The organism is Thermosulfurimonas marina, assembly GCF_012317585.1.
Lineage (GTDB): Bacteria > Desulfobacterota > Thermodesulfobacteria > Thermodesulfobacteriales > Thermodesulfobacteriaceae > Thermosulfurimonas_A > Thermosulfurimonas_A marina.
Genome location: NZ_CP042909.1, coordinates 397,548 through 416,970 on the forward strand (window position 1 = coordinate 397,548; position 19,423 = coordinate 416,970).

At 61.1% G+C, this 19,423-nt stretch carries 19 protein-coding genes and 1 tRNA gene; 8 read left to right on the top strand and 12 right to left on the bottom strand.

All coding sequences use genetic code 11. The features are described 5' to 3' along the window. Window positions 1–51: 51 nt before the first annotated feature. Genes FVE67_RS02040 through FVE67_RS02050 form a run of 3 tightly spaced genes read left to right on the top strand, consistent with a single transcriptional unit; the run spans window position 52 to window position 2,562 of the window. A complete protein-coding gene (locus FVE67_RS02040; RefSeq protein WP_168719013.1) occupies window positions 52–1,107 on the top strand; it encodes an Mrp/NBP35 family ATP-binding protein in 1,056 nt (351 codons plus the stop codon). Beyond that, window positions 1,097–1,837, top strand: coding sequence for a DUF364 domain-containing protein (locus FVE67_RS02045; protein ID WP_168719014.1), 741 nt, complete (start codon window positions 1,097–1,099; stop codon window positions 1,835–1,837). Before FVE67_RS02040 ends, FVE67_RS02045 begins: the two co-directional genes overlap by 11 nt. Then, on the top strand, window positions 1,834–2,562 hold the full coding sequence (locus FVE67_RS02050) for an RsmE family RNA methyltransferase (RefSeq protein ID WP_168719015.1): 729 nt from the start codon (window positions 1,834–1,836) through the stop codon (window positions 2,560–2,562). The genes FVE67_RS02045 and FVE67_RS02050 overlap by 4 nt, the downstream gene beginning before the upstream one ends. Here the strand turns inward: FVE67_RS02050 and FVE67_RS02055 are convergent. The 3 genes from FVE67_RS02055 to FVE67_RS02065 are packed head-to-tail and all read right to left on the bottom strand — an operon-like array spanning window position 2,529 to window position 6,116. Further along, the gene (locus FVE67_RS02055; protein WP_168719016.1) at window positions 2,529–4,268 is read right to left on the bottom strand and encodes an ABC transporter ATP-binding protein; all 1,740 of its coding nucleotides are present in this window, start codon (window positions 4,266–4,268) and stop codon (window positions 2,529–2,531) included. The two genes, FVE67_RS02050 and FVE67_RS02055, sit on opposite strands and share 34 nt — an antisense overlap. Before the next feature lie 2 nt (window positions 4,269–4,270). Further along, a complete protein-coding gene (locus FVE67_RS02060; RefSeq protein WP_168719017.1) occupies window positions 4,271–5,257 on the bottom strand; it encodes a M48 family metallopeptidase in 987 nt (328 codons plus the stop codon). A gap of 1 nt (window position 5,258) precedes the next feature. Continuing rightward, window positions 5,259–6,116 (bottom strand): zinc metalloprotease HtpX, encoded by an 858-nt coding sequence (locus FVE67_RS02065; protein WP_168719018.1) that lies wholly within the window; start codon window positions 6,114–6,116, stop codon window positions 5,259–5,261. A gap of 106 nt (window positions 6,117–6,222) precedes the next feature. On the opposite strand from FVE67_RS02065, the gene hrcA reads away from it, so the two are divergent. Genes hrcA through dnaK form a run of 3 tightly spaced genes read left to right on the top strand, consistent with a single transcriptional unit; the run spans window position 6,223 to window position 9,852 of the window. After that, complete coding sequence (hrcA, locus tag FVE67_RS02070) at window positions 6,223–7,245, top strand: heat-inducible transcriptional repressor HrcA (RefSeq protein WP_168719019.1); 1,023 nt, start codon at window positions 6,223–6,225, stop codon at window positions 7,243–7,245. Window positions 7,246–7,304: 59 nt separating this feature from the next. After that, window positions 7,305–7,904 (top strand): nucleotide exchange factor GrpE, encoded by a 600-nt coding sequence (gene grpE, locus FVE67_RS02075; protein ID WP_168719020.1) that lies wholly within the window; start codon window positions 7,305–7,307, stop codon window positions 7,902–7,904. Window positions 7,905–7,917: 13 nt separating this feature from the next. Further along, window positions 7,918–9,852, top strand: a complete 1,935-nt coding sequence (gene dnaK / locus FVE67_RS02080; protein WP_168719021.1) for a molecular chaperone DnaK — start codon at window positions 7,918–7,920, stop codon at window positions 9,850–9,852. 2 nt (window positions 9,853–9,854) lie between these two features. Here dnaK and FVE67_RS02085 read toward each other — a convergent pair whose 3' ends face one another. After that, complete coding sequence (locus FVE67_RS02085) at window positions 9,855–10,538, bottom strand: HPP family protein (protein WP_168719022.1); 684 nt, start codon at window positions 10,536–10,538, stop codon at window positions 9,855–9,857. Between the two features lie 56 nt (window positions 10,539–10,594). Here FVE67_RS02085 and FVE67_RS02090 point away from each other — a divergent pair, with 56 nt between their 5' ends. Then, the gene (locus tag FVE67_RS02090) at window positions 10,595–11,518 is read left to right on the top strand and encodes an HDOD domain-containing protein (protein ID WP_168719023.1); all 924 of its coding nucleotides are present in this window, start codon (window positions 10,595–10,597) and stop codon (window positions 11,516–11,518) included. Here FVE67_RS02090 and FVE67_RS02095 read toward each other — a convergent pair. The 4 genes from FVE67_RS02095 to FVE67_RS02110 all read right to left on the bottom strand — a co-directional run bounded on the left by FVE67_RS02095 (window position 11,515) and on the right by FVE67_RS02110 (window position 14,365). After that, window positions 11,515–12,552, bottom strand: coding sequence for a M24 family metallopeptidase (locus tag FVE67_RS02095; protein WP_168719024.1), 1,038 nt, complete (start codon window positions 12,550–12,552; stop codon window positions 11,515–11,517). The genes FVE67_RS02090 and FVE67_RS02095 overlap by 4 nt on opposite strands. Further along, the gene (gene coaBC / locus FVE67_RS02100; protein ID WP_168719025.1) at window positions 12,530–13,726 is read right to left on the bottom strand and encodes a bifunctional phosphopantothenoylcysteine decarboxylase/phosphopantothenate--cysteine ligase CoaBC; all 1,197 of its coding nucleotides are present in this window, start codon (window positions 13,724–13,726) and stop codon (window positions 12,530–12,532) included. Before coaBC ends, FVE67_RS02095 begins: the two co-directional genes overlap by 23 nt. Then, on the bottom strand, window positions 13,727–14,188 hold the full coding sequence (locus FVE67_RS02105) for a hypothetical protein (protein WP_168719026.1): 462 nt from the start codon (window positions 14,186–14,188) through the stop codon (window positions 13,727–13,729). Window positions 14,189–14,277: 89 nt separating this feature from the next. Then, window positions 14,278–14,365 (bottom strand) — tRNA-Leu (locus FVE67_RS02110). A gap of 47 nt (window positions 14,366–14,412) precedes the next feature. Here FVE67_RS02110 and FVE67_RS02115 point away from each other — a divergent pair. Beyond that, window positions 14,413–14,940: a GNAT family N-acetyltransferase gene (locus tag FVE67_RS02115; protein ID WP_168719027.1), complete on the top strand. Its 528-nt coding sequence runs from the start codon at window positions 14,413–14,415 to the stop codon at window positions 14,938–14,940. On the opposite strand, the gene FVE67_RS02120 is transcribed toward FVE67_RS02115, so the two are convergent. The 4 genes from FVE67_RS02120 to FVE67_RS02135 are packed head-to-tail and all read right to left on the bottom strand — an operon-like array spanning window position 14,856 to window position 19,397. Further along, a complete protein-coding gene (locus FVE67_RS02120) occupies window positions 14,856–15,923 on the bottom strand; it encodes a M20 family metallopeptidase (protein WP_168719028.1) in 1,068 nt (355 codons plus the stop codon). The two genes, FVE67_RS02115 and FVE67_RS02120, sit on opposite strands and share 85 nt — an antisense overlap. Further along, window positions 15,920–16,660 (bottom strand): DUF169 domain-containing protein, encoded by a 741-nt coding sequence (locus FVE67_RS02125; protein ID WP_168719029.1) that lies wholly within the window; start codon window positions 16,658–16,660, stop codon window positions 15,920–15,922. Before FVE67_RS02125 ends, FVE67_RS02120 begins: the two co-directional genes overlap by 4 nt. Before the next feature lies 1 nt (window position 16,661). Further along, window positions 16,662–18,551, bottom strand: a complete 1,890-nt coding sequence (gene metG / locus FVE67_RS02130; RefSeq protein ID WP_168719030.1) for a methionine--tRNA ligase — start codon at window positions 18,549–18,551, stop codon at window positions 16,662–16,664. Beyond that, complete coding sequence (locus tag FVE67_RS02135; protein WP_168719031.1) at window positions 18,552–19,397, bottom strand: PSP1 domain-containing protein; 846 nt, start codon at window positions 19,395–19,397, stop codon at window positions 18,552–18,554. Window positions 19,398–19,423 lie beyond the last annotated feature (26 nt).

The window sequence follows — 19,423 nt, forward strand, 5'->3', positions numbered from 1 at the left end:
GGTGGAATGGATATATCTTCGTGGAGACTCTGAAGGCTAAGGAGTGCCTAAATGGCGGATCTGCGAGAAAAGATCCTAGAGATCCTCAAAACGGTTAAGGATCCGGAACTCAACCGGGACCTGGTCTCTCTGGGGATGATCCGGGAGGTGGAGGTCTCGGAAGGGGGCCGGGTAAAGGTCACCGTGGCCCTGACTACCGGGGGCTGCCCCCTTAAGCGGCGCATTGCCGAGGAGGTGCGCCAGGCGGTGGCTTCGGTGCCCGGGGTCTCAGAGGTGGAGGTGGAACTTTCGGTGATGACCCCGGAGGAAAGGGCGCAAATCTTTGGTGGCCCCCCGAAAAAGGAACACCTGGGCATTCGGGATGTGCGTTTTGTGCTGGCGGTGGCCAGCGGAAAGGGCGGGGTGGGAAAAAGTACGGTTACGGTGAACCTGGCCGTGGCCCTTTCGCTTCGGGGTTTTAAGAGCGGAATCCTCGATGCCGACCTTTACGGTCCTAATATTCCCCTTCTTCTGGGCTTTGAGGCAGAGGAACGCCCGGAGGTGGTAGGGGGTAAGATCCAGCCCCTGGTGCGTCACGGGGTCAAGGTCATGAGTTTTGCCTTCCTGGCCCCTCCGGGCCAGCCCTTCATCTGGCGGGGTCCGCTGGTGGGAAAGGCCCTGCGGGAACTGGCCGAGGTGGTGGAATGGGGTCCGCTGGATTTCCTTCTGGTGGATCTCCCTCCGGGCACGGGGGATGCTCCCCTTTCGGTCTGCCATACCTATCAACCCCGGGGGGTGATCCTGGTGACCACCCCTCAGGAGCTTTCGGTGGCCGATGTGCGGCGCTGTGCCCGTATGTTCGAGGATCTCAAGGTACCCATCCTGGGGCTGGTGGAAAACATGGCCTATCTCCGGGTGGAGGGCCGAGAGGTGCCGGTCTTTGGGGAAGGAGGAGGGGCGCGTCTGGCCCGGGAGCTGGGGGTGCCGCTTCTGGCCCGGGTGCCTCTCGAGCCCGAGGTCAATCGCCGGCGGGAGCCCGTGGCCTTGGACGAAAGTCTGGAGGCCGGGCGGGTCTTCCGGGAGCTTGCCGAAAAGCTTGTTAACCGGATCTTTGGACATGAGGCTTGAGGAGGCCTTAGTCGAGGCCGCTACTCCCCTGGCCCGGGGAAGGATCCTCAGGCGGGTTTTCATCGGCTTGGGCTATACTGCGGTGGAGCTTTCGGATGGACGGTGCGGGCTGGCCTACACCCTCTTTGAACCCGGCTGTTGCGACTATCTCCCCCCGGAGGTCTCCTTTCGGGGGCGGCCGGCGGATCTGGCCCTGCGCCATCTCCTTTCGACCCATCCTCTCGAGCGCTCCGTAGCCCTGGCTACGGTCAATGCCCTTTTCAATAGCCGAAAGCTTCCTCTGCTGGAAGGGGACGTTCTGGAGCTGGTACGCCCTCGGCCCGAAGACGAGGTGGCCATGGTCGGGCATTTCGAGCCCCTGGCGCGCAAACTTTCCCGCAAGGTTAAGCATCTCTGGATCTTTGAAAAGGGCGAGCGTCTGGGCCCGGGGCTCCTTCCAGAGACCGAGATGCCCGTTTTCCTGCCCCGGGCCACTTTGGTCTTCGTGACCGCGGTGACCATCCTCAACCGGACCCTGGAAGACATTCTGGAGCAAATTCAAAGGGCCCGGGAGGTAGTCCTCCTCGGACCGAGCACCCCTCTGGCCCCGGAGGTCTTTTGCGATTTTCCGATGAGCCTCCTTTCCGGAGTGAGGGTGAAGGATGCGGAAGCCCTCTTTTCCGGGGTAGCCGAGGCCCGGGGGTTTCGGGGCCTAAAGGAGGCCTTAGAGAAGGTCAATCTAAGGGTATGAGCCTTCCCCGCTTTTTCGCCTCACAGATCCGGGAGGGTAAGGAGCTGGTCCTGGACCCGGAGGAGGCCCATCACCTACGCGAAGTGCGCCGGCTCTCCCCCGGAGAGGAGGTCCGTTTGATCGATGGCCAGGGGCGGGAGTTTGCCGCCCGCATCCTGCGGGTGAGCCGGAGAGAGGTGGCCGTGCTCCCGGAAACCCTCTTGCGCACCGAGCCCGAGCCTGTCTTCCGGCTGGAGTTCCTGCTGCCCCTTCTCAAGGGAGGGCGCACGGAATTTCTGGTGGAAAAGGCCACCGAACTCGGGGTGACCCACATTTTTCCCTTTGTTTCTCTGCGGGCGGTGGTGCGGCCTTCGGAAAGGACCCTGGAGAGACTGCGTCGCCGGGCGGTTCAGGCCCTCAAACAGAGCGGACGTCTTCGGTTGCCGGAGATCCACCCTCCGGGGGAGCTTCCGGAGGTGCTTTCCCGGATTTCGGCCGGGCACCGGGGCTTTGCCTATGAGGGCGGGGGAGAAAGTTTACGGCTCTTTCTCAAGGAATTTCCCCGAGAGATGGCCCTGGCCTCCGGCTCGGAGGGGGGTTTTTCGGCGGAGGAGGCCGCCCTCCTGCGGGAGGCCGGATTCCGGCCCCTTTCCCTGGGACCCTATATCCTGCGCGCGGAGACGGCGGCCCTTTTTCTCATGGTGGCCTGGCGCTACGAAACGCTTGAGGGCTCAAAGAGTCGGTAGAGCTGGCGATAGAGTTCGCAGGAAGCCAGAAGCTCCTCGTGCGCCCCTTCGGCCACCTTGCGTCCCCCTTCGAGGACTACGATCTTGTCCGCATGGCGGATGGTGGAAAGGCGGTGGGCGATGACCAGGGTAGTCCGCCCCTGCATGAGGCGGGAGAGGGCCTCCTGGACCAGCTTTTCGGAGAGCGGATCCAGATGACTGGTAGCCTCGTCCAGAATGAGGAGGGAGGGGTTGCGCAAGAGGGCCCGGGCGATGGCCAAGCGCTGTTTTTGCCCCCCGGAAAGGGAGAGCCCTCCCTCGCCGAGCAGGGTGTCGTAGCCCTGAGGCAGACGCACGATGAATTCGTGGGCGTTGGCCAGTCGGGCGGCTTCTTCTATTTCTCTTCGGCTGGCCCCGGGACGGCCCAGGGCAATATTTTCGGCCACGGTGGCGTTGAAGACCACGATCTCCTGAGAGACCAGCCCGATGTGCTCTCGGAGGGAGGAAAGGTCAAGCTCCCGGAGGTCCATCCCGTCCCAGAAGAGGCGTCCTTCGGTGGGGTCGAAAAACCGGGGAAGAAGGGCGGCCAGGGTGGATTTTCCGGCCCCGCTGGGGCCCACCAGGGCGGTCACTTTGCCGGCGGGGATCTCCAGCTCTATATCCCGCAAGGCCCAATCTTCGGCCTCAGGATAGCGGAAGGAGACCCCCTCCAGGCGTATTCCTTCTCTGAGGTCCGGGGCCGGAAGGCGACCTCCGGTTTCTTCCGGAAGGCGCAGGATCTCCTCCAGGCGCTCCCAGGCGGCCCGGGCGTCGGAAAGCCCGGTGTAGGAGCGGGCCAGTTTCCGGATAGGGGTAAAGAGCATAAGGATGGCCGTAAGCACGGAAAAGAAGGTCCCGGGGGTGATCTCTCCCCGGGCAATGAGATAACTTCCTGCGGCCACGATGAGTGCCCCGCCCACTCCGGTCATCACATCCACCAGGCTTTTGGATCCCTCCCGGTACTTGGTGATCTTGAGAAGAAGCTCAGCGTAGCGGTCGATTCCCCGGCGAAAAAGGCGCAGGACCCCCTCGGTGCGTCCGTAAAGCTTGATTTCCCTCAGGCCCTGGAAGGTCTCGGTAAGGTGGTGGGTAAGCTCCCCGATGGTCTGCTGGGCCCGGCGTCGGTGTCGACGCACCCTGCGGGCCAGATGTTGGCCCCCATAAGCGATCCCCGGAAGGACCACCAGGGAAAGAAGGGTGAGTCCAGGGCTGCGGGAAAGCGCCACCCCGGTGAGCACGAGCACATTGAAGCCTTCCAGGAGAAAGACCTGAAAGACCGTGCTCAGGACGGGCTCAATTACCAGGGTGTCGTTGAGCACCCGAGAAAGGTTGCGCCCGCTGCCCTCTTCTTCAAAACGCAGAAGAGGCAAATGGACCAGCTTGCGGAAAAGGAGGGCCCGGAGGTCGTTGACCATGGAAAGCGAGGCCTTGCGCATGAAATAGGCCTGAAGGAGGGAGGCCACCCCCCGCAGGCTAAAAAAGAGGAGGATGGCCGGGGGGAGAAGACGGAGATAAGCATAATTGCGGGAGAGAAAGACCCGGTCCATCACCGGTTTGACCATCCAGGCGATCCCTCCGGAGGTAAGGGAGGCCAGGAGGGAAAAGAAGATGGCCAGGACTACCAGAGGCCAGTAGGGACGCAGAAAACGCAGGAGGCGCCGGAGAAAAAGGACTTCCGCGGGAAGCACGCTCAATTCCCCCCGCGGAGTTCTTCAAAGGTCTTTCCGGACCGGATGGCGGCTACGATCTTGCGGATACGGGCCAGGCGCTCGGCGGTAGGGGGGTGGGTAGAAAGGAGAGAAGGCCCTCCGGGGGGAAGTACCGCCGCCAGATGGACCCACACCTGGGCCGCCTTTTCCAGATTGTAACCCGCACGATAGGTGTACCAGAGACCGTAAAAATCGGCCTCTCGTTCCTGGTCCCGAGAGAACTTAAGGAGGGCGAAGTTGGCTCCCAGGCGATAGAGATCTTGAGCCGTCTGCCCTCCGAGGGCATAGACCCCGATTCCCAGAAGGTCCCGCAGGGTGAGGAGGGTCATCTGTTTTTTAAGATGCCCCCGCTTGAGGTGGGCCAGTTCGTGGCCCACCACCGCGGCCAGCTCGTGGTCGTCAGGCAGCGTCCGGCAGAGGGCCAGAGTGACATACATGCGGTTTTCCGGGGTGACCCAGGCGTTGGGCTCCGGGCTATCCACGATCCGGAAATCCACAGGCTCGGTGTAGATCACCGGGGGTTTGAGAGAAAGGAGCCTTCCGTCCGCAAGGGTCAGCCTTACCGGAGCCCCCAGGCGAAGGCGCTGGGTCTCAAGGTGCTGGATAACCTCTCCCGGGGAAAGACCCTGCCTCTTTAGGGCCGGGTGAACGAAAGTCACCAGATAGCCCTTTTCCGGAAGGCTTTCGGCAAAGATCCGGGAAAGGGCCCGATCTACCTCCGGAGGGGTTCGGGAAAGGTCTATGATTTTAACCAGAAACCAGGGATGAGGTTCGTCATGCTCGGTGACCGGAAGGATACGTACCAGGACCCGGCCCACCCGGTCCTCGCAGTGCAGATATTCCCGGAGTTTGATCTCCCAGATTTCGGTCTGGGCCCGGGAGAGCTCTTCCGGGGACACCGGGGGCCCGGTCTCCACCGCGCAGGCGGAAAGGACCAGGAGGAGAAGAAGCAGGGAAAGTTTGCGCAAATCAAAACCTCCGGGCCATCTCTAGCAGCCGGGCGATGCGATCTTCGATGGGGGGGTGGGTGGAGAAGAGACGCATCAGGGTGTCCCCGGAGAGGGGATTAACGATGAACATCTGAGCCTGGGCCGGATTGACCTTCATGGGAAGTTGACGATTCCAGGCCTCCAGTTTCTCCAAGGCCTGGGCCAGGGCCAGCGGACAACGACAGATGCGGGCCCCGGTGGCATCGGCTAGGTATTCCCGGCTGCGGCTTATGGCCAGCTGGATAAGGGTGGCCGCAATGGGGGCCAGGATGACCGCCAGAAGGATCCCGAGGAGGGCTAGGGGATTTCCCCGATCATCGTCGTCTCCGAAGCCGCCCCAAAAAAGGGCCCACTGTCCCATGTAGGCCAGGTAGGAGATAGCCCCGGCGATCACCGCGGCCATGGAGGAGATCAGGATATCCCGATTTTTAATGTGGGCCAGCTCGTGGGCCAGCACCCCTTCCAGTTCTTCCCGGGTGAGAAGACGCCGAATCCCTGCGGTCACCGCCACGGCGGCGTTTTGGGGATTGCGCCCGGTGGCAAAGGCATTGGGGGTCTCGGTGGGAATCATATAGACCCGGGGCTTAGGAAGACCGGCCCGGCGAGCCAGGTCGGCTACCAGGGCGTGGAGTTCGGGGTCTTCATGTTCGGCCACCGGCCGGGCCCCGCTCATGGCCAGAGCCAGCTTGTCCGAGAACCAGTAGGCGAAAAGATTCATAAAGAGGGCCATAATGAGGGCCACCATAGCCCCGGAGCGCCCCCCGATAAGGTCCCCCACGATCAGGAAAAGGGCCGTAAGGGCCGCCAGGAGAAGGAAGGTCCTCAGGGTGTGGGACATATTCGCTCACCTCCCTCTAGTCCGATCTCGTGTTTAAAATTATAAGTGACTTTTAGACCCTGGCCAGCGCTTGACAGGGGCTAAAGAGGAGAAGATAGTGGAAGGGATGCGGGAGTTTTACGGACTCAGCGAAAGGCACGAAAGGGTCCTTTCGCTGGTCACTGAAGAATATATTGAGACCGCGGCCCCGGTGGGCTCGCGCACGGTAGCCAAACGTTTTCGTCCCCCGCTCTCTCCGGCCACCATCCGCAATGTGATGGCCGATCTCGAAGACCTGGGCCTTCTGGCCCAGCCCCATACCTCGGCCGGTCGGGTGCCCACGGAGGAGGGTTTCCGTTATTACGTGGAACATCTCATGGAACCGGAACCCCTTCCGGAAAAAACGCGACACCTCATCGAGACCTCCCTTCCAGAGGAGCCCTCCGGGGGCTGGGGGGAACTCCTCCGTTCGGTCACCCATATCCTTTCCGGGCTTTCGGGCTTCCCGGTCATCGTGACCGCTCCCAAACTGGAGTTTGAAAAGTTGGTCAAGCTGGATTTCGTGCCCCTCTCCCGGGGGGTCGTCCTGGCCGTGGCCGTGAGTGCCTCCGGCCTGGTCATCCATCGCCTCTTTCAAGCCCCGGAAGACCTTTCCGGGGAGGAACTGGAACGCCTAGCCCGGATCCTCAACGAGCGACTGCCGGGTCTCACTCTAGAGGAATTGCGCCGTCTCCTCTCTTTAGAGCTTGAAAACGAAAGGGAGCTTCTCGAGGAAATTTTTCGGACCCTCTCTCAGGGAGAGGGAGAACCGGTGGTGGAGGGTCTCAACCGCCTGCTTGATCTTCCTGAATTTCAAGACCTTTCTCGCCTGAGGGAGATTCTGCGGGCCTTTGAGGAGAAGCGTCTTCTCGTGCAACTCATCGACCGGTGTCTGGCTGCCCGCACCCCTCAGGTTCTCATCGGCCATCCCGAGGCCCGCTGTCCTTTCCGACAGTGTGGGGCGGTGGTGGCCTCCTACACCTGGCGGGAGGTCCCGGTGGGGGGACTGGCGGTCATCGGTCCCATGCGCATGGCCTACGCCCGCCTGGTTCCCCTAGTGGAATTCGCCGCCCGGGAGCTTTCCCGGAGACTGGACAAGCTCTCCTCCTGAACTTAACTTCTCTCTAGCCGCAAGGAAATCCTCAAAAACTCAAGGCGGGGAGTTTCTTTATGATCCCGGTGGAAAAAGACGAAAAGGAGACCCGAGAGGCCCGCGAGGCCGAGGCCCCGAAGGAGGAAGAAAAGGTGGAGGTTCCGCGGGCCGAATGGGAGCGGCTTCAGGAGGAGTGTCGGCTGTGGCAGGAGAGGGCCCTGCGCTTTGCCGCGGAGGTGGAAAACCTCAAAAAGGCGGTAAAGCGCGAGAAGGAAGAGTTTTATAAATACGCCCTGGAGCAGGTCTTCCGGGAGCTCCTTCCCTCCATTGACAATCTGGAACGGGCCCTCGAGGCCGCCGAGAAGTCTCAGGACGTGAAGGTCCTTATCGAGGGGGTGGCCCTTACCCTCAAGGGCCTCATCCAGTCTATGGAAAAATTTGGGCTCCAGCAGTTTGAGGCGGTCCTAGGGGAGAATTTTAATCCGCACCACCACGAGGCCCTGCACCTTGAAGAGACCGAGGAGCATCCCGAAGGCACGGTGGTGCGGGTCTATCAGAAGGGTTATCGGTTACACGATCGGGTGATTCGGCCGGCGCTGGTGGCGGTGGCCAAGCGTCCGGCCAAAGAGGAGAAAGAAACGCCCTCGGAGGGGCACTCCCACAAATCCGAAACCTAGGAGGTAAGGGAAGATGGCGGAAAAAGAAAAGGCTACCGGTCCCATTGTGGGTATCGACCTGGGGACGACCAACTCCTGTGCGGCCATTCTCAAAGGTGGGGAACCGGAGGTCATCCCCAACCGGGAAGGCACGCGCACCACGCCCTCGGTGGTGGCCTTTCAGGAAAGTGGGGAGATCCTGGTAGGTCTTCTAGCCAAGCGACAGGCCATCACCAACGCCGAAAACACCATCTTCGGGATCAAGCGCCTGATGGGGCGCAAGTTTGATGACCCGGTGGTCCAGGAATGGGCCAAGCGGGTGCCCTACAAGATCGTCAAGGCCCCCAACGGAGACGCGCATGTGGAGGTCCGGGGCAAACGTTACAGTCCCCCGGAAATCTCGGCCATGATCCTGCGCAAGATCAAGGAGGACTTGGAGGAGTATCTGGGGCAGCCGGTCAAGGACGTGGTCATTACGGTTCCGGCCTATTTCGACGATACCCAGCGCCAGGCCACGAAGGACGCCGGACGCATCGCCGGGCTCAATGTCCTACGGATTATCAATGAGCCCACCGCGGCCTGTCTGGCCTACGGGCTAGACAAGAAAAAAGAAGGTACGGTGGCGGTCTTCGACCTGGGAGGCGGGACCTTCGACATCTCTATCCTAGAGATTGGCGAGGGGGTCTTCGAGGTCAAGGCCACATCCGGAGATACCTTCCTCGGCGGTGAGGACTTTGACATGCGCATCGTGGACTATATCGCCGAGGAGTTTAAGAAGGAGCACGGGATTGATCTGCGGCAGGACCGGATGGCCCTCCAGCGGCTCAAGGAGGCCGCGGAAAAGGCCAAGATCGAGCTCTCTACGGTAACGGAAACGGAGATCAACCTGCCCTTTATTACTGCAGATGCCTCCGGCCCCAAACACCTGGTGATGAAGCTCACCCGAGCCAAGCTCGAGTCTCTGGTGGAGGATCTCATCCAGCGCCTGGAGGAGCCCTGCCGTATCGCTATGAAGGACGCCGGGATCACCCCCCAGGATATAGACGAGGTCATCCTGGTAGGGGGTATGACCCGCATGCCCCGGGTACAGCAGAAGGTCAAGGAGATCTTCGGGAAGGATCCGGTCAAGGGGGTGAACCCGGACGAGGTGGTGGCCATGGGGGCGGCCATCCAGGCCGGGGTCCTCAAGGGAGAGGTCAAAGACGTGCTCCTCCTGGATGTGACCCCCCTTTCCTTGGGTATCGAGACCTTGGGCGGAGTCTTTACGGTGATCATTCCCCGAGGCACCACCATCCCTACCCGCAAGAGCCAGATCTTTACCACCGCGGCCGACAACCAGACCTCGGTGACCATCCATGTCCTTCAGGGCGAACGCCCCATGGCTGCGGACAATAAGAGCATTGCCCGCTTCGAGCTGGTGGGCATTCCCCCGGCCCCGCGGGGAGTGCCCCAGATCGAAGTAACCTTTGACATTGACGCCGACGGAATCCTTCACGTAACGGCCAAAGATCTGGGCACCGGAAAGGAGCAATCCATCGTGGTCAAGCCCTCCTCCGGCCTTTCCGAGGAGGAGATCCAGCGCATGATTAAAGAGGCGGAGGCCCACGCCGAGGAGGACCGCAAGCGGCGGGAGCTGGCCGAGGCCCGCAACCAGGCCGACAGCCTCATCTACTCCACCGAGAAATCCCTGCGCGATCTCGGGGACAAGGTGCCCGAGGACCTGCGCAAGGAGGTGGAGGAGAAGATTGCCGAGTTGCGCAAGGCCATGGAGGGCACAGATGTAGAGGCCATTCGCCGGGCCACCGACGAACTCACCCGGGTCTCCTACCGGCTGGCGGAAATGGTTTACAAACAGGCCGGCGGGGCCCAGACCGGGGGAACCTCCGGGGCCGGCGAGGCTGGAGGGACCTCGGAGGAAAAGAAGGGCGGCGACGAGGTCATCGACGCCGATTTCGAGGAGATGAAGTAACCTTAGCCTCTCCGCGTGGTCAGCCGGTGGGCGAGGCGGGCGTAAGGATCGGAAAGATGCCCGCCTTCGCCCACCTCTCCTAATTTAGTCCGGATGGGAGGTTCTTCCTTCTCTCCCGGAATGGTCCACAGGGGGTAGACCACCCCGGAGAGGCGGTGAAGGAAGAGCCCTTCCAAGAGAAGAAGGATCAGGGCCAGGAGGAAACCCAGAATGTTTTCCGGGGAGGAGAAGTAGCCCGCGGCGGCCAGCATAGCCGTGGCCGCGGCCGGAGGGTGTTGAAGATTGAAAAGCACCAGGAGGAGTCCCGTTAGAGCCACAGCCCCACAGACCAAGAAGATCTCCGTGAGGGTAAAGCTTTCGGCCTTCAAGGCCTCCGGGAACAGCCAGACCAGGAGGAAGTAGGCCCCGAGGCCGCAGGCCAGGGCCAGGAGATGTCCCAGGAGGGAGTTCCGGGGCCAGGATATGGAGCGGGCCGGGGAATAGAAGATAAGAAAGGCCGTAGGCCCCAGGGCCGGAAAGATAAGGGGCCAGTTGAGAAAGTAGGCCGCAAAGCCCAGGGTGGAAAGACTCAAAAAACTTCCGGAAAGCACATAGAGGGCCGTAAGTTTGCGGACATCCCACCGGGTGGCCTGATAAAAAAAGCGCCACCGGAAAAGCTTGGCTATCTCCCAGGAAAGTCGGCTCACAGATGGACACCCCGGAGATTTTTGTGTATCATACCACAGCCTTAGAGGTCGGTGGGATGCTCAAGTTCCTGAAGAAAGTCTCCCAGTATGCCACCCTGGTGACCGGAGATTTCGCGAAAATCTTTAAGGACTTTTCCCCGCCGCCCCTGCCTCAGGTGGTCCTCCAGATCCTGGAGCGTATCGCCCAGCCCGAGACCACTCCGGCGGAGCTGGCCCCTCTTATCGAAAAGGACCCCGCCCTGGCCTCCCGGGTCCTCAAGCTGGTCAATTCGGCCTATTTCGGTCTCCCGCGCAAGGTAAGTCGCATTCGCGAGGCGGTGACCCTTCTCGGTCTCAAAGAGATCGAGACCCTGGTCCTTTCCTACGGGGTGGTCAAAACCCTGGAAGACCCCGAAGTGGAGGGTTTTGACCTCCGCGTCTTCTGGGAGGATTCCCTCTTTCGGGCCCTTTTTGCCCGGGAGACCGCCCGGCATCTTGATCTTGACCCGGAGGAGGCCTTTGCCGGGGCCCTCCTTGAAGATGTAGCCCTTCCGGTCCTTATGACTAGTTGGTACGAGGGCTACCGCAAGGTTTACGAGACCTGGCAGGACGACCGCCGGCGAACCTTGCATGAGGTGGAAAGGGAAATGCTCTCCTGGGATCATGCCCAGGCCGGGGCCTGGGTCCTCCGGCACTGGAAGCTCCCGGATGTCCTGGTCTGTTGTGTGGGGCTTCATACTCAGTCCCTGGCGGAGGTGGCGGAGATCGGTTTTCTGGAGACTCCCATCGGGGTGGTGGCCCTGGCGGCCAAGCTCCCTTCGGTAAGTGGAGACCTCAATCCCCGGAAGGTCCTCTCCGAGGCCCCGCTCCTTAAGCTTTCTCCGGATACGGTAAAGGCCCTGGCTGAAAAGAGCCTGGAAAACTTTGAGGAAATTGCCGCCTGTCTGGGCCTAGAGTTACATCCTCCCCTGCAGGTGGTGGAGGCCCTTTCCGCAGCCTAAAGGAGATAGACCATCTCTTCTTCCCGTACCCCACCGAGCCCGGGAAAATAGAGACCGGGCTCCAGAGTTACCACCTGACCCTTGCGGAACCGGCGCCGGCTCCGGTAGGAGACCGGTGGGGTTTCATGCACCTCGAGCCCCAGTCCGTGTCCCAGAGAATGGAGGTAGTTTTGGAGGACCCCGTGCTTGCGGAAAAGGGACCGCACGGCTCGATCGGCCTCCGCCACTTTTCGGCCCGGTTGCATAAGCGGCCGGGCCAGCCTTTGGGCCTCCTTTACTAAGTAAAAGGCCTCCCGGAGCCTTTCGGGGACCTTTCCCAGGAAAAAGGTCCGGGTGAGGTCCGAACAATAGCCCCGGTAACGCACCCCCAGATCCACAATCACCGCCTCTCCCTCCTGGAGAACGCGCTCGGTGGGTTCGGCATGCGGGCGGGCGGCCAGCGGACCGCTGGCTACAATGGGCGGGAAGGAGGGGCCTTCTCCCAGACGATAACTCAACTCCAGGATGCGCCAGGCCATCTCCCGTTCCGTGCGCCCCGGACGGATTTCTTGGTCCAGAATCTTCAAAATCTCCCGGGCCCGGGCCTCGGCCTCTTTAAGAAGACGGATTTCCTCGGGATCCTTGGTCTCCCGCAACCTTTCCACTACTCCGGAGACCCCTTCCATTTTTACTCGGGGAAGTTTGCGCCTGAGGGCCTTAAGGCGGGCACAGGAGAGGTAGATTTCCTCGTAAAAAAGCCGCCGAAGGCCCAGCTTACGAATGAGGGGGGCCAGGGCCTCGGCCAGGCCTCGGTGATAAATCACGGGCTCAAAGAAGGGATTTTCCGCGGCCTCTTCCCGATAGCGGGGGTCGGTAAGGAGGAAGGCCTCCTGAGGGGTGATCAGGAGAAACCCGGCCGATTCCTTGAGGCTTACATCTTCCGGAGAAAACCCGGCAAGGTAGCGCCGATTTTCCGGAGAGGATACCAAGAGGGCCCCACCCCCGCGCCGGCGAAGCCAACGCTGGACCTTTTTAAGTCTGGCCGCATAGGGCACGGGCCACCTCCCTTAAAAGGTCCAGGGCCACCCTTTCCTTTGAACCCTTGAAGACTTGCGGAGAAGGCCTCTGGGAGGAAAAGAAAAGCACTTCTGTATCTTCGGCTTCGAAACTTTCCAGGGGATTGGCCGCCAGAAAGTCGAAGCCCTTTTCGGAGAGTTTTTTTAAGGCCCGCTCCGGGAGCCTTTCCCTCTCTTCTAGGGCAAAACCTACCAGGATCTGTCCCGGACGCCTTATGGCCGCAAGCTCCCGGGCGATATCCGGGGTAGGCCGCAGCCGGAGCTCTCGCGGAAGGTCTTCTTTGGGGGTCTTCCCGGGAAGACCCCTTTCCGGAGCCAGATCGCAGACCGCGGCGGCCAGGATGGCTATTTCGCATTCTGGAAAGAGCCGGCGGGCCTGGGCCAGCATCTCTTCGGCCCTGCCGACCGGATAGGTCCGCACCCCTTTAGGGGGGGCCACCGAAAGGGGTCCGTGTACCAGATGGACCTCGGCCCCTAGGAGAAGGGCCGCCCGGGCCAGGGCTACGGCCATCCTTCCGGAGGAGGGGTTAGAGATAAAGCGCACGGCATCAATGGGTTCCCGAGTAGGCCCACCGGTGATGAGAACGCGCTTTCCGGAAAGGGGCTTTTCGGAAAGGAGGCTTTCGATCTCGAAAAGCAAGTCTTCGAGGGGGGGTAGTCTCCCCGGGCCGCTAAGGCCACAGGCCAGGGCCCCTTCTCCGGGCTCCACTACCCGATAGCCGAATTCCCGCAGCCGGGCCACGTTTTCCTGGGTGGCCGGATGCCGCCACATGTTCACGTTCATGGCCGGGGCCAGGAGCACCGGTCCGGAAAAGGCCATAATGATGGCCGTAAGAAGGTCCGAGGGTTCCCCCCGGGAGAGCTTGGCCAAAAAACTGGCCGTGGCCGGGGCCACCACCACCGCCTCGGCCCAGGCCGCAAGATCCGTATGAGGGATAAGACCTCCTTGAGGGGCCAGAAAGTCTCTCTGACGAAAGGCCCGGTCCCGGCTTAAGGTCTCAAAAAGGAGGGGGGAGACAAAGGCCTCGGCCCCGGTGGTGAGCACGGTCCGTACCCGGGCCCCCTGACGCACCAGGGCCCGGCACAGCTCCGCACTCTTGTAAGCGGCGATCCCCCCACAGATTCCCAGAAGGATCTGACGGCCTTCAAGCATCTAGTAGCCTGTAGGGGAAGGACCCTGCGGAGGGGCTCCCAGGGTTTCGCTGGCCCAGATCTTCACCTCCACGTTGCCAAAGGAGGTCTCGCTGATGTAAATGAAACAGCTTCCGTTGGGACGTTTGAAGGCCAGGAGCATGTTCTTGTACTGGATGCGGCCCATCTCCTCCCATCCCCGGGCCAGCATCTGGCGCTCAAAGAACTTTACCAGGGAATCTACGGTCACCCGCCCCCGGGCTACCAGGAGACCTCCCACGTAAGTGGGAGTCTTTACAATAAGGGTGCGGTCCCGGTCGATTTTCATCTCACTCGGCAGGACTAGATCTGGGAGCTCCGTAGGTTGGAGAACCGGCGTCGGCGGGGTCGCCGGGCTCACCGGGGCCTTTCCCCCGGTTCCTTGGCTTCTGGCCGTACAGGCTGCAAGAAAAAAGACCAGCATCAAGAGTCCCCATTTACGCATGCCTTACCCCCACAGGATTTTTCAATTATTCTAACCCAAGCCTCCCTCTCCAGGGAAGACCGGATTGAGGGAAAGGAGATCGGAGGAGGTGGTGCCGAGGGCGGGAGTCGAACCCGCACGGGCGCGAGGCCCAGTGGATTTTGAGTCCACCGCGTCTGCCAGTTCCGCCACCTCGGCTTAGGGTTTATTTTATAAGGAAGCCCCAACCCTGCAAGGTCTGAACTATGCACCTTAAAAAAATAGATCGTCCCCATCCCGAACTTCTGGAAAAGCTGGTGGAGCTTTACGAACGGGCCTACCAGGAGGATCTGCGCTACGCGGAAATTGGCCGTCGGAGGATCAAGCGCTATCTCAAGTGGCTTTTCAAACACGCCCGGGGAGCCTTCTGGGTGGCCTTCGAGGGAGAGGAACCGGTGGGGTTCGTGGCCCTAGAGGAAATGGGACCGGTGCCTGAGATCCACGAGATCGTGGTTTCCCCGGAGTGGCGGGGCAGAAGCCTTGCGGAAAAACTCATGCAGGAGGCCCTGGACTATCTTTCCCGTCGGGGTTTTTCCCGGGTGGCCCTCTGGGTGGGAGAACACAACCAGCGGGCCCGGCATTTCTACGAAAAAATGGGGTTTCAGATTACGGAGAAGGCCGGAGTCTGGTTGCGCATGGAAAAAGAGCTTCAGGAGAGGGAAAGGGCCAGTTCCTTAAGGACTCGCCAGGCGGTCTCCGCCTCGGAAAGCGAAAGGGTCTCCTCCGGGGTGTGACAGAGGGCGAGATCCCCCGGACCGAAGACCACGGCTTCCGTACCCGCCGCGGCCAGATGGGCGGCGTCGGTCCAGCTAGGCATTCCGGAAAGGACGGCCTCCCGTCCGGTGGCCCGCTCAAAGGCTTCGGAAAGAAGCTTCACCACCCGGGCCTCTCGGGAAAGACTGTAGGCCTCCGAGATATCCTTTACCCGAAAGCTCACCCAAGAGAATTGACGGAAGTAATTTTCGATCTCCTGCCGAATGGTTGCCAAATTCTGTCCCGGAAGGATCCGGAATTCGATCTCTAGCTCTACCCGGTCGGGGACCCGGAGCTGTCCATCGCCTCCCATGAATTTCTCCACGTTGAATCCCGAAGGCCCCAGCATGGGATGCTCCTCGTAAAGAAAGGGAAGGCGCTTGAGCCCGCTTACCACCTCCATAGCCCGCTCGATGGCGTTTTCTCCCCGGAAGGCGAGACTCCCGTGCACCGCCCGCCCCCTCACCTCCACTTCGTATTCTATGGACCCGCCCTCGGCAATGGCCACGGTGAGATGGGTGGGCTCCAGGACCACCGCGGAGGGAAAGCGATACTCCTCGGCCAGCCGGGCCGAACCTCGGCCCTCGTTTTCTTCGTCCACCAGAAAGGCCAGGGCCAAAGGGAGACTTCTTCCCGCGAATTCTTCCGCTAAAAGCATGAGAAGGGCTACCCCCGCCTTGGCATCACAGACTCCCAGGCCGTAGAGCTGATCTCCTTCGGCCCGAGGAGGATAAAGGCCCAGCTCCGGGGGCACGGTGTCCACATGGGTGGTGAGGAGGAGTTCGGGGTCTTGGGAAAAGAAGACCAGGAGGTTGGGCGCACAGCCGGGGACCTCCTGGCGCAGGGTAGGAAGCCCCCGGGCCGAAAGCCAGCCTTCGATAAAGGCCAGGATTTCCGCCTCCCTTCCGCTTTCGCTGCGGATGCTGGCCAGCTTCAGGATGAGATCGCGCAGCCTCTCTTTCATTTTTCCTTGAAGGCGATGAGGGGACAGTTGCGGCAAATATCCTCTCCCACGAGATGGGCCCCGCCCAAAAATGAAACCTTCCCCTGGGAGGCCTTCTCTTCCAGCACGGAGACCACTTGGAGGAAGGCCCGGGTGGAAAAGCCCAAAACCAGTTCTCCCCGGTCCATCTTCCCGGAGGAGAAGGCCCCGGGACAAGGGAGCGAAAGTACCGGCCGGTCTTCGAGATAGGCCTTGACCATGGTCCCGCAGACGGCCGCATTGGGATAGTGAGTAAGGGGGAGCTCCGGAAGCCCTTCGGCATAAAGATAAAAGTCTAAGAGATGGGCGGCCTGAAGGGCATCCACCACCAGGAGGACGGCCTGGGGCTGACCCTCTACCCGGGCCAAGGGTTCAAAGAGAAAACCCCGGAAGGCCCCTTCCGGAAGGCGAGGCCTTTTCCGGTAAAGGTTCTCGGCAGGCTCGGGTTTGAGGAACTTAGAAAGCGTCTTACGGACCTTTTCTTCTTTGAAGGGCCAGCCGCACACAAAGGCCGCGGTCTGGCAGTGCAGATCCTCCGGAAGGACCAACACAGGCTCTCCCACCTCCCGCACATGGGCCAACACCTGACACAGGGAGAGGCGATTTTTAGGGCGCGGAAGTCCGGAAGGAGAGTCCCCGGTAAGGAAGGTTACGGCCACCGGATCGTGATAAAGTCTCAAGGTGGAAAGAAGAAGGGAGGCTATTCTGCGGCCTTCCATCCTAACCCACCTCCGCTCCGGGCTCCACTTCCCCTTCGGGCACCAGGAGTTTAAGGCCCGAGGAGTCTTTGGCTGCAAGAATCATCCCCTGAGAGAGGACGCCCCGGATCTTGGCCGGTTTGAGGTTGGCCACCAGGACCACCTTCTTGCCCACCAATTCTTCCGGCCGGTAATGTTCGGCAATACCGGCCACCACCGTGCGTTCCTCCGGACAGCGCACGGTGAGTTTGAGGAGGCGATCCGTCCCCGGGACCCTTTCGGCAGCCACCACCTCTGCCACCCGCAGATCCCACTTCTTGAATTCTTCAAGGGGGTAGAGATTTTCGGCCATCTTTTCCTCCTCCGAAGGCTTTTCCTCCTCAAAGAGGGGCTTTTCCAGCCGTGGAAAAAGCACCGGACCTCGTTCCACTCGCCCCCCAGGCTTGAGGCGTCCCCAGCTGAGGGCCGCCTCTGCCGAAAGTTCTTCCGCCGGGGAAAGTCCCAAATTTTGCAAAAGGATTTCCGAGGATCGCGGCATGACCGGGGAAAGGGCCACCGCCAGGACCCGCAGGCCTTCGAGAAGCTGATAGAGCACCCGGGAAAGTCGGGCCTGCACCCCCTTCTTGTGGAGCTCCCAAGGGGCGACGCGATCCACATAGCGATTGGCCAGATTAACGGCCTCGTTGAGCAGAGCTAACCCTCGGTGGAACCGGAAGGCCTCCATCTCCTCTAGATAGGCCTGCACCCGAGAAAGGACCCCTTCGGCCAGCTCGCGATCTTCCGGGGCCTCCTCTCCGGGGGAGGGGACTTCCCCTCCGAAGTACTTTTTCACCATGGAGAGGGTGCGGAAGACCAGGTTCCCGAAGTCATTGGCCAGCTCGGCATTGGTGCGCACCACCAGGGCCTCCTCGCTGAATTCCGCGTCCTGGCCAAAGGCCATCTCCCGCAGGAGGAAATAACGAACTCGGTCCGCCCCGTAGCGAGCCACCAGATCCTCCGGCCGCACCACATTCCCCAGGCTCTTAGACATCTTGGCCTGATTGAGATTCCAGTAGCCGTGGACGTGGAGCCTGCGGTAGGGAGGAAGCCCCATGGCCCGGAGCATGATGGGCCAGTAAACCGCGTGTGGCTTGAGGATGTCCTTGGCGATCACGTGCTCCGCGGCGGCCCACCACTTGGGCCAGGAGGGATCTTCGGGATAGCCGATGCCCGAAAGATAATTAAGAAGGGCGTCAAACCAGACGTAGGTAACAAAACGGGGGTCGAAGGGAAATTCGATCCCCCAGGAAAGACGACTCTTGGGGCGGGAGATGCAAAGGGGCTCTAAAGGTTCCCGCAGAAGACCCAGGACCTCTTCCCGATAGCCCGGGGGTTGGATGAAATCCGGATGGCCTTTGAGGTGGTCGAGAAGCCATTCCTGATGGCGGGCCAGGTCAAAAAAATAGTTGGCTTCCTTAAGGGGGGTGGGAGGGGTGCGGTGGTCCGGACACACCCCATCCACCAATTCCTTCGGGGTGAGAAAACGCTCGCAACCGAAGCAATAAAGCCCCTCATATTCTCCGAAGGAGAGCTCTCCCTTTTGGTAAAGTTCGTCCAGCACCCGCTGGACCACCCGTTTGTGGGCCGGGTCCGTAGTGCGGATGAAACGGGAATATTCGATGTGGAGAAGAGGCCAGGTTCGGCGGAATTTTTCCGCGATACGATCCACATATTCTTGAGGGGAAAGCCCGGCAGCCTCCGCCGCCCGTACGATCTTGTCTCCGTGTTCGTCGGTCCCGGTAAGAAAAAAGACCTCCTCCCCTTTAAGACGCTTGAGACGGGCCACCACATCGGCCACCACCGTGGTGTAGGCGTGCCCCAGGTGGGGTTCGGCGTTTACGTAGTAGATGGGCGTGGTGATATAAAAGGCCATCTACGCCCCCTCCTGGTTTTCGGACAGGATCTGGCGCAATTCCTCAGCCGGGATTTCCACCTCCCGGCCCTCTTGGTTTTCCAGGACCACCGTCTGACGAAAGATATTGTAACGCACCACCCGGCAGGGCCCCACCGGGGTGCGGATCCTTTTACCCAGCTTGGGAAGGCTCCGGGAAAGTTCCTGATAGACATGGTGTTCGTAAAGAAGGCAACAGAGGAGCCGTCCGCAGACCCCGGAGATCTTTTCCGGGTCCAAGGGGAGGCTCTGTTCCTTGGCCATGCGGATGGACACCGGGGCAAACTCTTTGAGGAAGGCCGCACAGCACAGCTCCCGGCCACAACAGGCCAGCCCCCCGTGCAGGGCGGCCTCGTTGCGCACCCCGATCTGGCGCATCTCGATTCGGGTGCGCAGGGCCCGAACCAGCTGCCGCACGAGCTCCCGAAAATCGATGCGCCCCTCGGCGGTGTAGTAGAAGATGATCTTGCTCCGATCAAAAAGTCTTTCCACCCGGGTCAGTTTCATCTCTAGCCCCAGCTCCGCGGCGAACTTCCGGCAAAGCTCCTCGGCCTTTTCCTCAAACTTAATATTTTCCTGCCATCGTCGGATCTCACTCCGATTAGCCTTACGCAGAGCCCTGGGGAGACGGCCGGCGGGCAGCGGAAGGGGCACACTGCGGGAGACCGTTCGGGCCACCTCCCGGCGCCCTTCAGGAAATTCCACGAGAACTAAAGTGTGCAGGGGGAAAGCCCCCTCGGACTCCACATGGATCCCGGGCCAGCCTTCCCGCAAGACCACTTCGGTTACAAAGATCCTTTCTGAGGTTTTCTGACGCTCCTCCGACACGCCGCAAAGCTTACCCTCAAGGCCGA

What these genes read in the sequence shown, in the direction of transcription:
- FVE67_RS02040 (WP_168719013.1), top strand. Translation starts at nt 52, where the DNA reads ATGGCGGATCTGCGAGAAAAGATCCTAGAGATCCTCAAAACGGTTAAG.
- FVE67_RS02045 (WP_168719014.1), top strand. Translation starts at nt 1,097, where the DNA reads ATGAGGCTTGAGGAGGCCTTAGTCGAGGCCGCTACTCCCCTGGCCCGG.
- FVE67_RS02050 (WP_168719015.1), top strand. Translation starts at nt 1,834, where the DNA reads ATGAGCCTTCCCCGCTTTTTCGCCTCACAGATCCGGGAGGGTAAGGAG.
- FVE67_RS02065 (WP_168719018.1), bottom strand. Translation starts at nt 6,116, where the DNA reads ATGTCCCACACCCTGAGGACCTTCCTTCTCCTGGCGGCCCTTACGGCC.
- hrcA (WP_168719019.1), top strand. Translation starts at nt 6,223, where the DNA reads ATGCGGGAGTTTTACGGACTCAGCGAAAGGCACGAAAGGGTCCTTTCG.
- grpE (WP_168719020.1), top strand. Translation starts at nt 7,305, where the DNA reads ATGATCCCGGTGGAAAAAGACGAAAAGGAGACCCGAGAGGCCCGCGAG.
- dnaK (WP_168719021.1), top strand. Translation starts at nt 7,918, where the DNA reads ATGGCGGAAAAAGAAAAGGCTACCGGTCCCATTGTGGGTATCGACCTG.
- FVE67_RS02090 (WP_168719023.1), top strand. Translation starts at nt 10,595, where the DNA reads ATGCTCAAGTTCCTGAAGAAAGTCTCCCAGTATGCCACCCTGGTGACC.
- coaBC (WP_168719025.1), bottom strand. Translation starts at nt 13,726, where the DNA reads ATGCTTGAAGGCCGTCAGATCCTTCTGGGAATCTGTGGGGGGATCGCC.
- FVE67_RS02105 (WP_168719026.1), bottom strand. Translation starts at nt 14,188, where the DNA reads ATGCGTAAATGGGGACTCTTGATGCTGGTCTTTTTTCTTGCAGCCTGT.
- FVE67_RS02115 (WP_168719027.1), top strand. Translation starts at nt 14,413, where the DNA reads ATGCACCTTAAAAAAATAGATCGTCCCCATCCCGAACTTCTGGAAAAG.
- FVE67_RS02120 (WP_168719028.1), bottom strand. Translation starts at nt 15,923, where the DNA reads ATGAAAGAGAGGCTGCGCGATCTCATCCTGAAGCTGGCCAGCATCCGC.
- FVE67_RS02125 (WP_168719029.1), bottom strand. Translation starts at nt 16,660, where the DNA reads ATGGAAGGCCGCAGAATAGCCTCCCTTCTTCTTTCCACCTTGAGACTT.
- metG (WP_168719030.1), bottom strand. Translation starts at nt 18,551, where the DNA reads ATGGCCTTTTATATCACCACGCCCATCTACTACGTAAACGCCGAACCC.